This window comes from Rhodobacteraceae bacterium LMO-JJ12, assembly GCA_021555075.1.
Classification (GTDB): Bacteria; Pseudomonadota; Alphaproteobacteria; order Rhodobacterales; family Rhodobacteraceae; genus JAKGBX01.
This window is the reverse complement of sequence record JAKGBX010000001.1, coordinates 471,803-484,977: the sequence shown is the minus strand read 5'-3', so window position 1 is coordinate 484,977 and position 13,175 is coordinate 471,803. Positions and strand designations below refer to the sequence as shown.

The window sequence follows — 13,175 nt, the reverse complement described above, 5'->3', positions numbered from 1 at the left end:
AATATCGAGATAATTTTGTTGTGACAATTTGTGGGGGATGAACGCCCCGCGATAGACGCTGTCAGGGTAACACACAGGCGTCGTCGTCAACTCCAGCGCCATGTCTGTCCCTTGATACGTGGGTATTGAGTAAGGCCGCAAAAATACCAGAGACACGACCGTTGCTTGCCCTAACAATACGGCATCGATTCGATCGACGCGAAAACAGAGCGCATCGAGCGCGATCGTTACAAAAAGAACGACCTGGCTGTTCAGAGACTGCCGCAAATGCGCGCAAATGTGGTGTTGTCAGTGACACATTGACACGATCCCGTAGAATTCGCTTCCATTCGGCATCAGAATATCGATATTATGGCAATATGCAGTCATACCCACCAATTAACCCCGTCGATCGACCGGTGTCTGAAGCGTCCGCGACGCACAAGACCTATCTCGCCATTCAACACCTCATTGTAACGGGTGCTCTAAAGCCAGGCGAGAAGCTCAAGATCGAAGGCCTGCGAACTCGGCTCGACACAGGGGCCTCCCCCATTCGCGAGGCGCTGAGCCTGCTGACCTCGGATAATCTGGTCGAGCGCATTGATCAGCGCGGGTTCCGGGTTGCACCGACCAGCCTGAGTAACTTTGAAGAAATCCTTGAGTTGCGCTGCGACCTTGAGGACAGAGCATTGCGCAAAAGCATCGCAAACCGCACCGAGCAATGGGAAGAACACGTCGTTTTGTGCCAACATCGGATGACACGAGCCAAGCAGAGCGCCGATCCCGACTTCGAGGCTCTGCACAAGGCGTTTCATATGGCCCTTCTAAGCCGCTGCGATGCGCCAATCCTGCTAAAGTTTTGCTCGCAACTTTATGATCTGAACATCCGCTACAGATATCTCGCAGGCAATGCGTTGGACTATACCCTGCGCGATGTAGCATCAGAACATGAAGCGATCATGCAATCGTCAATATTTGGTGATGCTGACAAGGCGTCAGAGCTCCTACTGGCGCATTACCGCCAGACCGGCGCGTTTCTTGTTGATGCTCTGAGCGCTGCAGAGAACGCCTAGATTCTGATCTGCAACATGTAGTCCGCTTCAAAGCGCTTCGACAAAACCCATCGACATTCTCGGCTTGCTCGAAACAGGGCATAGATGCCTATCCCCCTTCTCAAATTTGAGAGGAACATACATCTCTGGCTTGAGCTTTTCATGTTTTATCGATATTATTCACCAATACGTAGTAAACTCGAAATTAGTGCCGCTGGCAGAACACAACAATGGCCACCTGCCCCGCATCGTAGGGATAACCGCTCGCCCCCCAGACAGAGCAGGCGAACAAGGAAATACGCAATGGTTCAGAATACTATGCTGGGAGACATGTTGGCGTCGCTATTCGAGCGTCGCCGCGCCAGCGGCACCACCAATGACCCGCGCCCAATCGAAAAGATGTGCCAGACGCTTCTCACCTCCGAAGGAGAGGTGTTCGGCATTCACCTGGCCAAGGCTATCCTCACGCGTTACGCCGAGTTGGACCAAGACGCGAAACTCGCGTTTTTTCGGTTTCTGAACGACGCTCTGGAAATGGACGCAGGCGAGCTACGCAATCTTGCGCAAACCTATCTCGATACGGGCCTCGTCGCCGACTATCACGCGATCACGGTGGCGGCCGAACCGCGCCGACAAGAGCTGTTCCGCCGATTGAACCAACCTGCGGGCGCCACCGCCAAGCTCGTGGCCATGCGGGTTGATTTGCTGGGTTTTCTCAAGGATCACCCGGAACTCAAACGCACCGATTTCGATTTTGTCCACCTGCTGCGAAGCTGGTTCAACCGCGGCTTCCTGATGCTGAAACAAATATCCTGGGATACGCCCGCCAGCATCCTTGAGAAAATTGTTGAATACGAAGCCGTGCATGCCATCAACGATTGGGAAGACCTGCGCCGCAGGCTCTATCCTTCAGACCGGCGTTGCTTTGCCTACTTTCATCCCACGATGCCGGATGAACCCCTTATTTTTGTCGAGGTCGCGTTAACCAAATCCGTCCCCGACTCAATCCATCATGTGCTTGCTGAAAATCGCACCCCCCATCCGGCATCCGACACCAATGTCGCCGTATTCTATTCCATCTCAAACTGTCAGGATGGGTTGCAGGGCGTGTCTTTTGGCAACCTGCTGATCAAGCAGGTCGTTGAGGAACTCAGACAGCAACTGCCACAGCTCGATACCTTCATAACGCTTTCGCCCGTTCCGGGCTTCAACAAATGGCTCGCGACCAAAACCGACAGCACTGTTGCCAGCCAAATACTTGCTGGTGAGGGTACCGAAACCGAGGTCGAGGCAGCGGTCGCCCATTATCTGCTCAATGAAAAAGGCACCGGCGGCAGACCTCGCGACCCGGTGGCACGGTTTCATCTGGGCAACGGTGCTGTCCTCCACGAGATTCACGCCAATGCAGATCTGACTGCGAAAGGGCGCGAACAATCGAGCGGTGCAATGGTGAACTATCTGTACGATCTCAAGAAGATCGAAAAAAACCACGAACAGTTTGTTCTCGGAAAATCCGTTCCCGCTTCAAAATCCGTGGCGTCCAAAGCAACTGCTTTCGGCGCATTGCAAAAGGCAGAGCCCGCGAAATGACAAATCATCTCTATGACGCACTTTTTGCGCACCATGTTGGCAATAGCCGCTGTTTCCTGATGCTGAACGCCGCAGGAACCGACCCGCAAGACATAAGCTTTGACGCCTTCGTTTCGCGCGCAGGTCAACTGGCAACAGTACTCATCGACAACGGCGTCTGCCCCGGCGACAGAGTCGTCGTGCAAGCCCCCAAAAGCGCCGAAATGCTGGCTCTCTATGCGGCGACCCTACAGGTAGGAGCCGTATTCTTGCCGCTGAACACCGGCTATACCAAGGACGAGTTAACCTATTTCATCACCGACTCAACGCCGCGTCTGCTTGTCTGTGAGGGCGAAAAGCAAGATGCATTGCGACCGGTTTCCAAAGCCGCAGGTGCTTCGCTTCTCACCTTGAACAAGGACGGCACCGGCACATTATGTGACGCCATGAACGCCGCTGCGGTTCTTGAAAAAGTAACCCCGCGCGGCCCCGATGATCTTGCAGCACTGCTATATACCTCGGGCACGACGGGCCGGTCCAAGGGCGCGATGCTGACCCACGACAACCTGCTGTCAAACGCCCGTGCCCTGACCAAAGCCTGGGAAATCACCGACCACGACACTCTGATTCACGCCTTGCCGATATTTCATACACATGGGCTGTTCGTTGCCATGAACACCGCTCTGCTCGCGGGCGTGCGCGTCAATTTTATGGATACGTTCGATCTCGACGCAATACTCGACGCCATGCCATCCTCAACCCTGATGATGGGTGTGCCAACATTCTACACACGCCTCTTGGCAAGCGACAGGCTGACCAAAACACAAGCCGCCCACATGCGTCTTTTTATCTCGGGTAGCGCGCCGCTGTTGGCGGAAACACACGAGGCATTTACCGCCCGCACGGGCCACTACATCCTTGAACGCTACGGGATGACCGAAACCAACATGAGTACCAGCAACCCTTACGACGGCGCACGAAAGCCCGGCACCGTCGGAACGCCCCTGCCCGGGGTCGAAGTGCGGTTGAGCGATGCAACAGGCGCCACCCTGTCCCAAGGCGAAGTTGGCATGATCGAAATACGCGGCCCGAATGTATTCAAAGGGTATTGGAACATGCCGGAAAAAACCGCCGAAGAAATACGCGACAATGGTTTCTTTATCACTGGCGATCTGGGACAGTTCGATGCGGATGGATACCTGTCAATTGTCGGTCGTCAGAAAGACCTGATCATCACTGGCGGCTACAACGTCTACCCCAAAGAGATCGAAGACGTGATCAACGATATTGAGGGCGTGGTGGAATCTGCCGTCGTTGGCGTGCCTCACGCCGACTTCGGCGAAATGATCATCGCCGCTGTTGTGCTGGACACGCACCACCACGTCACCGAGGCGGACATCAAAGCCAAGGTCGAAAGCAAACTCGCCCGTTTCAAGCACCCCCGTAGCTACCGGATGCTAGAAGGTCTTCCGCGCAACACGATGGGAAAGGTTCAAAAGAATGTTCTGCGCGACAGTTTCACCAGCCACGATTGAGCCAACCGTGGTGCTTGCAGACGATTGCGAACACATCCCGGCCTGCCCAACCCATCCAATAACCCGCCGGAGATTCCCGAACCCGACACCAGTGCAACGCCGCAAAGGCGTTCCACTTAATCCTGAAACGGCAGCGCACGACCCAGAGTGATTTCTTCCGGCGTTATCGTGCAATCCATCGCCATCACCTCGACCCCCAAAGCCCGTGCCCGTCTGAGACCCGCGCCATAGGCTGGATCGATATCACCAGCAATCGTCACCCGCTCGCAATCGGTGCGTTGCACAAGATAGAACATCACCGCCCGCGCACCGTTTTGCGCGACAAGGGACAATTCCTGAAGATGTTTCAGACCCCGTGCCGTCACCGAATCAGGAAACTCCGCCAGCCCGCTCCTGCGTGAGAGGGTTACGGATTTCACCTCGACAAAGGTCTCCCTCCCCGCCCCCGAGAGTAGAAAATCAATACGGCTGCCTGTGCCGTATTTCACCTCGGCGCGCACCATCGGCGCCACCAGACCAGGCACCTCACCCGCCATCAGGGCCTCTTTCAGCGCCCGGTTCGGCACACTCGTGTCCACACCTGTAAAATGGCCGTTTTCGTGATCGACCAGCCGCCAGCCATATTTCAGCTTCTTTTTGGCATCGTCATTGGGCTCGACCCAAATCCGCATACCCTCCTCGGCCAGCCCCATCATGCTGCCCGGATTGGCGCAATGCGCCGTCACCTCGCGGCCATCGGCCTCCAATCGGATATCGGCCAAGAACCGTTTATAGCGGCGGATCAGGCGGGCGGGTTCAAGTGGGGTTTGAAAGCGCATGATCAAAGGCTTATAGAGACCATGCGCATCCCGCAAGGAGCCTCAAAGACATGCCTAACCCAACCGCCGCCATGCTGGTCATCGGTGACGAAATCCTCTCTGGCCGCACCCGCGATGCCAACACGCACCACCTCGCCCAGGAACTGACAAAAGCCGGGATCGACCTGAAAGAAGTGCGTGTGGTGTCCGACGAACCCGAGGCAATCACAGCCGCCGTTCAGGCGCTCTCGCATGACTATATCCATGTCTTTACCTCCGGCGGCATCGGTCCCACCCATGACGATATCACCGCCGATTGCATCGCCGCCGCTTTCCAGCGCCCGATTGGTATCCGCGACGATGCCCGTGCTATCCTTGAGGCACACTACAAACACTCGGGAACCGAGTTGAACGAGGCCCGCCTGCGTATGGCCCGCATCCCCCAAGGTGCCACGCTGATCGACAACCCGGTCTCGGCCGCGCCGGGATTTATCGTCGAAAACGTCTATGTCATGGCCGGCGTGCCGCAGATCTTTCAAGCCATGGTCGCCTCTGTCCTGCCAACGCTTACCGGCGGCGCACCACTGCTGAGCCAGACGCTGCGGATCAACCAGGGCGAAGGCATCATCGCCGGTCCTCTGGCCAAACTCGCCGCCGAATATCCCGATCTCTCGATTGGCTCCTACCCGTTTTCCCATTCCGGCGCGTTCGGCGCCAATATCGTCATCCGCGGCCATGATGGCGCGCGCATCGACGCTGCCATGCAATCCTTGATCCGGCTGTTTCCTGATGACGCTTCCTGACATCAAAACTCTTTACGACGTTATCGACGGGACCTGGCCCGCTGCGCGCTACGACACGCTCGGGCCCTTCACCCTGCGCCTGGGCAAAGGCGGTGGCCAACGGGTCAGCGCAGCCACCACAGAGCGGCCAGTCACGACCCAAGAGATTGCCAGCGCCGAAACCGCGATGCGCGCCATGGGCCAGCCCTGCCTCTTCATGATCCGCGCGGGCCAATCCGAACTCGATGAACAACTTGCCGCGCGCGGCTATGACATCGTCGATCCGGTCAATCTCTATGCCTGCCCGATCGAAACCCTGACGAGCGAACCAATGCGCCCGGTCACGGCCATTCCTGTCTGGGAACCGCTCGCCATCATGTGCGACATATGGTCTGGGGGTGGCATCGGGCCTGATCGCGTGGCGGTGATGGAGCGGGTAAAAGGCGCCAAAACCGGTATCATCGGGCGTTGGCAGGACCACCCCGGCGGCTGTGCATTTGTTGCCATTCATGACGACATAGCCATGCTACACGCGCTGGAAATCCTGCCGCATCAACGCAATCAGGGCCTCGGCAAGTGGATGATGCGCCGCGCCGCCTTCTGGGCGCAGGAAAATGGCGCGACACATATGTCAGTGGTCTGCACCCAAGCCAACACCGGCGCCAACGCGCTCTACACTTCCCTCTCCATGGCGCTTGTGGGACAATATCACTATCGCAAACTTTCCGAGGCCCCAACATGACCGCCAAACAACCCACAGCTCTTGATCTGCCGATGGTCGATCCGCTGCCCGCGCCAATTCAGAAGTATTTCGACATCTGCGCAGACAAGCTGGGGCTGATCCCCAACGTGTTGCAAGCCTATGCTTTTGATATCGATAAGCTCAATGCATTCACCGCGCTTTATAACGACCTGATGCTCAGCGATAGCGGGCTTTCCAAGCTGGAACGCGAGATGATCGCCGTGGCCGTAAGCTCGATCAACAAGTGTTTCTATTGCCTCACCGCCCACGGCCAGGCCGTGCGCGCCCTGTCAGGCGACCCGAAGCTGGGCGAGATGATGGTGATGAACTGGCGCGCGGCCGATCTTGATGCGCGCCAGACGGCCATGCTCGCCTTTGCCGAGAAGATGACGGTGGAAAGCCACAAGATTGTCGAGGCCGATCGTGAGGGGCTTCGCGCCGTGGGCTTTAGTGATCGTGACATCTGGGACATCGCCAATGTCGCCGGGTTCTACAACATGACAAACCGGGTGGCCTCGGCCACTGATATGCGCCCGAATGACGAATATCACGCGCAATCGCGCTGATCACGGGGCGCAAACGCCTCCGCCGCAGACAGGTTTCTGGGGCGGATGGCCCCTGTGGCGCAAGCCCGCCACCCTCGCTGCGGCTTTCTGGCTGACCTGCCTTGCCTCACCCGGCGGCGCCATCGACCTGAAACTGCCCAGCAACGCCCGCGAAACCGCCCGTGTTGCGGCCAGCCCCGAAAGCCACGCGCTCGCCATCGGCCCTGTCCGCGAGGGCGCACTCGAAACGCTCGACCTGGAAGGCCGCATCAACCGGACCGCCTGGCGGGTGGCGGCGCAGGGCATTACCACGCTTCAATTGCTGGCTCCGTTACGCCAACAGCTCTTGGATGCCGGGTTCGAAATCATGTTTGAATGCAAGGATTTCGCCTGCGGCGGGTTTGACTTCCGCTATCGGCTCAAGGTGTTTCCCGAACCGGTCATGCATGTCGACCTGTTCGACTACCGCTATCTCGCTGCTGTACGACTGACCGAAACCAATGACGATCTCAAGGCAGGCGAATATGTGGCACTTCTGATCAGCAGAAGCGCCAATGCGGGCTTTCTCCAGATCGTTCAAATCACCCCACCAGACGGAACCGTCCCGCAATCCTCTACCTCGGGCAAACCCACCACCAGCGGTGGCGCACAACCTCAAACCAATCAGCCCCTGATCGCGAGGCTGCAAGAGAACGGACATGCCGTTCTCCTCGATCTGACCTTTGAGACAGGGTCATCATCGCTCGGCGAAGGCACCTTTGCGTCACTCGAAGCGCTGGCCGGTTTCCTGCGCACCGATCCATCGCTGCGCGTCGCGCTTGTTGGTCATACGGACGCGACAGGCGCGCTCGACACCAACGTCGCGCTGTCCAAACGCCGCGCCGCATCGGTGCTGGAGCGTCTGGTCGAGGCCTACGGCATTGCGCGCAGCCAACTCGAAGCCCAGGGCGTGGGTTATCTGTCTCCAACCACCACCAACCGCAGCGCCGAGGGGCGCGAACAAAACCGGCGGGTCGAAGCGGTACTTCTGAACACCGATTGATCTATCACTTCGTTTATCGCGTGCCCTTCCCGCCAGAGCGCAAACAAAAAAGGACCCGGAGCAATGCCCGGGACCCAGTTGGTTGCGGAGAGCGCCCTTGCGAGCGCTCTGGGGGAAATTCGTATTTTACCAGTCGTTGGCACCCTTTTCGCCAAAGGCATGCACCAGGAAATCGATGAAGGCGCGCACTTTGGGCTGGGTGAAACGACCCGGCGGGTAAACCGCATAGATGCCTTGCGTTTCCACCGGCAGATCAGGGATGACATCCTCGATCAGCCCTTTGCGCATCGCATCAGCATAAAGGAAGCTCGGCAGATAGGCGATGCCAAGCCCGGAAATCGCAGCATTGAGCAGCGACTGCCCGTCATTCACGCTTAGCCACCCGGCGGTGCGCACCTGGCGCTTTTCACCCGAGGGCGCCGTCAGCTTCCACATGTTGCCGGCCGACTGGCTGGAATAATGCAACAGTTTGTGATCATTGAGATCATCGATCTTCTGGGGCCGACCGTGACGTTTGAAATAATTCGGACTGGCGATCATCCGCTTGGTCGTCTCGGTCAGCTTGCGCGCTCTGAGGGTGCTATCTTCCAGCTCACCAATGCGGATCGCCATGTCGAAGCCTTCGCTGATCAACTCAACATACCGGTTGTTGAGGACCATGTTCACAGTGATATCCGGGAATTCGGCAAGGAAATCACCCAGTACCGGGCTAAGATGATTGACGCCGAAATCGGTGGCCACAGAAATCCGCAGCAGTCCCGAGGGATCGCTCTGCATCGAGCTGACCAGCGCGTCGGCCTCGCCTGCATCATTAAGCACCCGCCGCGCCCGATCGTAATAGGCCAGCCCGATCTCGGTGGGGCTCACCCGGCGCGTGGTGCGATTGAGCAGCCGCGCGCCCAGCCGTGCTTCGAGCGACGAGACGTGCTTGGAAACGGCGGATTTCGAAATCCCCATCTTCCTGGCCGCGTCCGTAAAACCGCCCTGGTCAACGACCGTGGCAAAAGCCTCCATTTCGGTCAGACGATCCATTCCCGATACCTCAAATCATTTCTTTGTTTTCTCGAGGATCGTTATTGCGATGAAATTGGGCAGAATACGGGCAGGGGTGGGATAATATCGGGGTTTTACGTCTGATCGTTTGGTCTCGGGAAACGATGAAACGGGTGTTTCCTGAGGAAATCTCGGAATTTGGGCGTTCGGCCAATCGCCGCCTTACGCCACCATCGCCGTCGCCTTCTTCAGATCGACCGAAACCAGCTGGCTCACGCCCTGTTCCTGCATGGTGACGCCGAACAGGCGATCCATCCGCGCCATCGTCACCGCATGGTGGGTGATAATCAAAAAGCGCGTATCCGTGCGGCGACACATTTCGTCCAGCATGTCACAGAACCGCGTCACATTGGCATCATCGAGCGGCGCGTCGACCTCATCAAGCACACAGATCGGCGCTGGATTGGCCAGGAACACCGCAAAGATCAGCGCCAACGCAGTCAGCGTCTGCTCACCCCCCGACAAAAGTGACAGCGTGCTCAGCTTCTTGCCCGGTGGCTGGCACATGATCTCAAGCCCGGCTTCCAGCGGATCATCGCTCTCCACCAGAACAAGCTCGGCCTCGCCACCGCCAAAGAGATGCCGGAACAGCATGGTGAAATTCGCATTCACCTGCTCGAACGCGGTCAAAAGACGCTCACGACCTTCGCGGTTGAGGCTGGCAATGCCATTCCTCAACATCCGGATCGCTTCTTCCAGGTCGGTCTTTTCCTTGACCAGATTGTCGTGTTCTTCCTGAACTTCCCGCGCGTCTTCCTCGGCACGCAGGTTCACCGCCCCCAAGGCATCGCGTTGCCGTTTCAGCCGGTTCACATCCGCCTCAATAGCATCAGACGCCGGCATCTTTTCGGGGTCCGCCCCGAGGGATTCAAGCAACTCGCCCGGCGAGCATTCCTGATCGTCGGCAATCCGCTCCTCGGCATACCCCACCGTTTCGCGCGCCGCATCCGCCCGCGCTTCCGAGCGCGCCCTTGCCTCGCGCGCTTCGCTGGCCGTACGCTCTGCGTCGCGCTCGGCACTCACCGCATCGCGTAGCGCCGTTTCGGCTTCGGCCAGAGCATCCGCAGCCGTCGCGCGACGCTCCTCCGCCTCACCAATCGCATCGGCCAACTCATCACGCTTGGCGGCGATCTCGGCGGGTGCCGCCGTGGCCTCTTTCAACTCGGCTTCCGAGGCTTCCTTGCGCTCGGCCAGTTCTGCAATCCGCTTGTCCGCCGTTTCCAAGCGGTGCTTCCAACCGGAAATCTCCTTGGTCACCTCTTGGCGGCGCCGTGTGCGCGCCTCGCCCTCGCGGCGCAATTCATCATGGCTTGAACGCCGCGCCATCATGGTAATGCGCGCCGCCTCGACGGTCATTTTCACATCTTCAACCTGATCGCGCGCCAAATCGAGATCGCCCAGATCGGCCACACCCTTCTCGGCCTCGGCCATCTGCTTGCGCGCGCCCATCGCCTCTTCTTCATGGCGCGCCACGGCCAGCGCCGAGGATTCGCGCCGCGATTCAGACAAGTTACGATCCGCCTCGGCCCGGCTCAATGCCCGCGCGGCCTCGTTCATTCTTGCATCCGCGGCGCGTCTTGCATCGCGCGCGGCCCGGTCGGCCTCCGACTGCTCTGCCAGCCGCTGGGTCAGCGCCTCATGCGCCTGTTTCGCCCCCATGGCGCGCGCGTTCGCGCCCTCCATCTGCTGTTTCAGCGCCTCAAGCCGGTTCAATTGCTGCAACCTGAGCGCCGCCGCACTCGGCGCATCCTCGGCCCAGGCGCGATAGCCATCCCAGCGCCACAGATCCCCTTCCAGCGTCACAAGCCGTTGCCCCGGCTGCAATTCCGCTTGAAGGCGCGGCCCGTCTTCCGCATCAACCAGCCCGATTTGGCTCATCCGCCGTTCCAGAACCTCGGGCACCGAAACGTGATTGGTCAACGCATCAGCCCCAGCCGGCAACGCTTGAGGATGTTGATACCCCGGCAATTGCGCCCAGCCCGACGGCCCGTCTTCTTCAACCTCGGGCGCGCGCAGATCATCCGCCAGCGCCGCGCCCAGCGCCTTTTCATACCCCTGCTCGACCTGCAAGCGATCAAGGATCTGCCCGCCCTCGGCCGTATCACGCTCCACCAGCTTGGCCAGCGCGGTCGCCTCTGCCGAAAGCGCGTTCACTTCGCCTTCGGCTGCGCTGCGTTCGCCCCGTGCATCGGCCTCACGGCTTTGCGTCTCGGCGCGCGCTTCTTCGATCTCAAGCAGCGCCTCTTCCGCCGCTTCCGCTTGCGCCTCGGCCTCTGCTTCGGCTTCGCGCGCCGCCTCGTAATCCGCTTGCGCACGGCCCAGCGCCGCCTCGGCCTCGCTCATCGATACCTTGGCCTTGGCCGCCTCGCTCTCGCCACGCTCCAAGGTCTTGCGACAATCATCAAGCAGACGATGCGCCGATTGGTGGCGCGCCGCCAGCCGCGCGACATCCTCGGTCAATTGCGAAAGATCGCCCTCGCGTTCGCCCAGAACCTGCGCCGCCTCGCGCGCCGATTCTGCCGCCGCCTCCAGCAACGCATCATGCCCTTCGCCAGCTTTGGCCAACTCGCGCGCTTCCCATTCCAGCCGCTCGATGGTGTCGACCGCATCACGGTTCAACCCGGCCTCGCGCTCCATATCCGCACCTAGCTGGCCAATCCGCCGCTCAAGCGTTTCGATCGCCTCAAGCGCGCGCGCTTCCTGATCCTTCAATGTATCGCGCTGCACCTGCAAGCGCTGCAACACCGCCGACGCAATCGCTTCCTCCTCGCGTAGCGCAGGCAACGCATCCTCGCGCACCTGACGCTCCTTTGCCGCAGCGCGCGCCGCGCTCTCGGCCTGCGCCGCCGCAGTCAACCTTGTGCGCAGCTCTTCTTCGGCCGCTCCACGGGCTTCATCGGCCTCTTTCCAGCGGCGATACAAAAGCAACCCTTCGGAGCGGCGTAACTCATCCCCAATAGAGCGATACCGCGCTGCCTGTCGTGCCTGACGCGCCAATTGCTGCAATTGCGCCGCCAATTGCTCAACCACATCATCGACCCTGAGCAGGTTGGCTTCGGCCCCTTTTAGTTTCAGCTCGGCCTCATGACGACGCTGATACAGCCCCGAAATCCCCGCCGCTTCTTCAAGAATCCGCCGCCGGTTCTTCGGCTTGGCGTTGATCAGCTCCGAAATCTGCCCCTGGCGCACCAACGCGGGCGAATGCGCACCGGTCGATGCATCCGCAAACAGCATCTGCACATCGCGCGCCCGAACTTCACGCGAATTGGTCTTATACGCACTGCCCACATCGCGCGTGATGCGGCGCACGATCTCCAGCACGTCATCATCATTGAATCCGGCAGGCGCCAACCGCTCAGAGTTGTCGATAAGAAGGGACACTTCGGCAAAGTTGCGCGCCGGTCGCGTCGCCGCCCCGGCAAAGATCACATCTTCCATGCCGCCGCCGCGCATCGCCGTGGGCCGGTTTTCCCCCATCACCCAGCGCAACGCTTCCAGAAGGTTCGACTTGCCACAGCCATTCGGCCCGACAACCCCGGTCAACCCATCCGTGATGAGCAACTCGGTCGGGTCGACAAAGCTCTTGAAGCCGGTCAGTCTGAGTTTGGAAAAGCGCAAGGCGGCGGTGACCCGATTGTTGATTCCCTGAAGTAGGGCAAATCTGGCGTCAGCACACCCCACGAGTCAACGCTGCGACCCACGATATGGGGATTTCGGCGGTTTTATCCACAAGATATTGCCATTTCCCCCGAAACTCAGCAGGGCAACCCCCTACATCGGCCTCTCGCCCGCCCTTGGCAGAGCGACGCCTGCGGATCTTTCAGATTGGCAATTCGCGCGCAAACGAAACTGAACGGGGCGGTTATCGCCACTACGGGCAGTTCGGCAATAGCCCGCCCTGCCGCTTCGTCATCCGCACCCGCATATCGGTTGCAATTAGCACGGGCGCAGCGCTTTTGGTCTTGCCGCAAGCTCTGCAACCCCTGCGGATGCAGGCTTTACCCGGCATCTACCCCCGCCACGCGTTGCTACTATTTTCTTTGTCCAAACCCGAGTTTGACATAGCATCGACTCAGTTA

At 59.3% G+C, this 13,175-nt stretch carries 10 protein-coding genes; 7 read left to right on the top strand and 3 right to left on the bottom strand.

Annotated elements, in window-relative coordinates; all coding sequences use genetic code 11:
* Positions 1–398: 398 nt before the first annotated feature.
* From LZG00_02335 to LZG00_02325, 3 genes are all read left to right on the top strand, one after another.
* The gene (locus tag LZG00_02335; protein ID MCF3592831.1) at positions 399–1,052 is read left to right on the top strand and encodes a GntR family transcriptional regulator; all 654 of its coding nucleotides are present in this window, start codon (positions 399–401) and stop codon (positions 1,050–1,052) included.
* A gap of 282 nt (positions 1,053–1,334) precedes the next feature.
* Complete coding sequence (locus LZG00_02330) at positions 1,335–2,621, top strand: malonyl-CoA decarboxylase (protein ID MCF3592830.1); 1,287 nt, start codon at positions 1,335–1,337, stop codon at positions 2,619–2,621.
* A complete protein-coding gene (locus LZG00_02325; protein MCF3592829.1) occupies positions 2,618–4,135 on the top strand; it encodes a malonyl-CoA synthase in 1,518 nt (505 codons plus the stop codon). The genes LZG00_02330 and LZG00_02325 overlap by 4 nt, the downstream gene beginning before the upstream one ends.
* Positions 4,136–4,251: 116 nt before the next feature.
* Here the strand turns inward: LZG00_02325 and sfsA are convergent, their stop codons facing one another.
* Entirely contained in the window at positions 4,252–4,953 is a 702-nt protein-coding gene (gene sfsA / locus LZG00_02320; GenBank protein ID MCF3592828.1) for a DNA/RNA nuclease SfsA, read from the bottom strand.
* A gap of 50 nt (positions 4,954–5,003) precedes the next feature.
* Here sfsA and LZG00_02315 point away from each other — a divergent pair, with 50 nt between their 5' ends.
* Genes LZG00_02315 through LZG00_02300 form a run of 4 tightly spaced genes read left to right on the top strand, consistent with a single transcriptional unit; the run spans position 5,004 to position 8,043 of the window.
* On the top strand, positions 5,004–5,735 hold the full coding sequence (locus LZG00_02315) for a molybdopterin-binding protein (GenBank protein ID MCF3592827.1): 732 nt from the start codon (positions 5,004–5,006) through the stop codon (positions 5,733–5,735).
* Positions 5,722–6,456: a GNAT family N-acetyltransferase gene (locus LZG00_02310; protein ID MCF3592826.1), complete on the top strand. Its 735-nt coding sequence runs from the start codon at positions 5,722–5,724 to the stop codon at positions 6,454–6,456. Before LZG00_02315 ends, LZG00_02310 begins: the two co-directional genes overlap by 14 nt.
* A complete protein-coding gene (locus LZG00_02305; protein ID MCF3592825.1) occupies positions 6,453–7,022 on the top strand; it encodes a peroxidase-related enzyme in 570 nt (189 codons plus the stop codon). The genes LZG00_02310 and LZG00_02305 overlap by 4 nt, the downstream gene beginning before the upstream one ends.
* On the top strand, positions 6,994–8,043 hold the full coding sequence (locus tag LZG00_02300) for an OmpA family protein (protein MCF3592824.1): 1,050 nt from the start codon (positions 6,994–6,996) through the stop codon (positions 8,041–8,043). The genes LZG00_02305 and LZG00_02300 overlap by 29 nt, the downstream gene beginning before the upstream one ends.
* 126 nt (positions 8,044–8,169) lie before the next feature.
* On the opposite strand, the gene LZG00_02295 is transcribed toward LZG00_02300, so the two are convergent.
* Positions 8,170–9,075 carry a LysR family transcriptional regulator gene (locus LZG00_02295; GenBank protein MCF3592823.1) on the bottom strand — a complete coding sequence of 302 codons (906 nt, stop codon included), beginning with the start codon at positions 9,073–9,075 and terminating at the stop codon, positions 8,170–8,172.
* Between the two features lie 183 nt (positions 9,076–9,258).
* A complete protein-coding gene (gene smc, locus LZG00_02290) occupies positions 9,259–12,714 on the bottom strand; it encodes a chromosome segregation protein SMC (GenBank protein MCF3592822.1) in 3,456 nt (1,151 codons plus the stop codon).
* Positions 12,715–13,175 lie beyond the last annotated feature (461 nt).

Bases quoted from the DNA above. Each gene is read 5' to 3' on its own strand.
- LZG00_02330 (MCF3592830.1), top strand. From the start codon at position 1,335: ATGGTTCAGAATACTATGCTGGGAGACATGTTGGCGTCGCTATTCGAG.
- LZG00_02325 (MCF3592829.1), top strand. From the start codon at position 2,618: ATGACAAATCATCTCTATGACGCACTTTTTGCGCACCATGTTGGCAAT.
- sfsA (MCF3592828.1), bottom strand. From the start codon at position 4,953: ATGCGCTTTCAAACCCCACTTGAACCCGCCCGCCTGATCCGCCGCTAT.
- LZG00_02315 (MCF3592827.1), top strand. From the start codon at position 5,004: ATGCCTAACCCAACCGCCGCCATGCTGGTCATCGGTGACGAAATCCTC.
- LZG00_02310 (MCF3592826.1), top strand. From the start codon at position 5,722: ATGACGCTTCCTGACATCAAAACTCTTTACGACGTTATCGACGGGACC.
- LZG00_02305 (MCF3592825.1), top strand. From the start codon at position 6,453: ATGACCGCCAAACAACCCACAGCTCTTGATCTGCCGATGGTCGATCCG.
- LZG00_02300 (MCF3592824.1), top strand. From the start codon at position 6,994: ATGACGAATATCACGCGCAATCGCGCTGATCACGGGGCGCAAACGCCT.
- LZG00_02295 (MCF3592823.1), bottom strand. From the start codon at position 9,075: ATGGATCGTCTGACCGAAATGGAGGCTTTTGCCACGGTCGTTGACCAG.